Genomic DNA, 1,327 nt, shown 5'->3' with positions numbered 1-1,327 from the left:
GTCACCGAGGCGCTCGCCGACCTCGGGCTGCCGATGGACGGGGTGCGGGTGGTGGACGGCAGCGGCCTGGACCGTTCGGGCCGGATGACCACCGACAGCCTGGTCGGGTTGCTCGCGCTGGCCGCCGATCCCGCCCGGCCGGAACTGCGGCCGGTGCTCACCGGCCTGCCGGTGGCGGGTTTCACCGGCACCCTGGACTCCCGCTACCCGGACGTGGGGGCGGGCGTGGTGCGGGCCAAGACCGGCACCCTCACCGGCGTGAACGCCCTGGCGGGCACGGTGGTGGACAGCGACGGCCGGGTCCTGGCCTTCGCGTTCCTCACCGAGGGCACCGCCTCGGCGACGGCCGCGCAGAACGCCCTGGACCGGGCGGCTGCGGCGCTGAGCCGTTGCGGCTGCGGCTGACCCGACCGGCCGACCCGCCGAATCGGCCCGGGGGCACCGGGAGGGCGTCCCCCGTGCCCCCGGTGGCCGGGGGTCCGGGGCCCGTCGGTGCCGGTCGGGTGCGGGTCGGGTGCGGGTCGGGTGCGGGTCGGGATCGTCCCGCCGTACCCGTTCGTTCGGTTCGCCCCGTACCGTGGATGCCATGACACGTCTCGGTGGAACGGATCCGGTGGACTGGAACCTGGCGGTGGCCACCGCCAACCGCATCGTCCGGCCCGGCCCGGAGGTCGGCCGGGACGAGGCCCGCGCGGTCGTCGCGGAGCTCCGGCGGCACGCCGTGGCCTCGCAGCACCACGTCCGCGGGTTCACGGGCCTGGACACCCGGGGGCTGGACACCCCGGTGCTGATCGTGGACCGCCCCGGCTGGGTGCGGGCCAACGTCGCGGGCTTCCGCGAACTGCTGCGCCCGATGATCGACCGCATGCGGGAGCGCCGCGCGTCGGTGCCCGGTGGCGCGGCGCTGACCGCGGTCGGCGGCAAGGTCACCGGGGTCGAGGTGGGCATGCTGATGGCCTTCCTCTCCTCCCGGGTGCTGGGGCAGTACGAGACCTTCGCGCCGACGACCACGCAGCTGCCCGGCGGCGAGGGCGGCGGCCGACTGCTGCTGGTGGCCCCGAACATCGTCCACGTGGAGCGCGAGCTGGAGGTGGACCCGCACGACTTCCGGCTGTGGGTGTGCCTGCACGAGGAGACCCACCGCACCCAGTTCGGTGCCGTTCCGTGGCTGCGCGACCACCTGCGGGGCGAGATCCAGGCCTTCCTCTCCGAGGCGGACATGGACCCCTCCACGCTGCTCGAGCGCCTGCGGGGGGCCGCACAGTCGTTCTCCGGGCGAGGCCCGGAGGACGGGACGGGGAGCGGGGCGGGGGCCCCCGGCGACCCC

At 76.0% G+C, this 1,327-nt stretch carries 2 protein-coding genes; both read left to right on the top strand.

Annotated features, from left to right (window positions below; translation table 11 throughout):
* Nucleotides 1–405 (top strand): D-alanyl-D-alanine carboxypeptidase (locus FOE67_RS25850; RefSeq protein WP_182667244.1); only part of this gene is annotated, 405 nt, incomplete at its 5' end.
* Nucleotides 406–586: 181 nt separating this feature from the next.
* Nucleotides 587–1,327, top strand: a 741-nt coding sequence (locus FOE67_RS25845) for a zinc-dependent metalloprotease (RefSeq protein ID WP_182667243.1), incomplete at its 3' end; no start/stop codon positions are given.

The organism is Streptomyces calidiresistens (assembly GCF_014141525.1).
In the GTDB taxonomy this organism is placed as follows: Bacteria; Actinomycetota; Actinomycetes; order Streptomycetales; family Streptomycetaceae; genus Streptomyces; species Streptomyces calidiresistens.
Note: the sequence above shows the minus strand (reverse complement) of the source record. Positions and strands in the feature narration are given on the sequence as shown.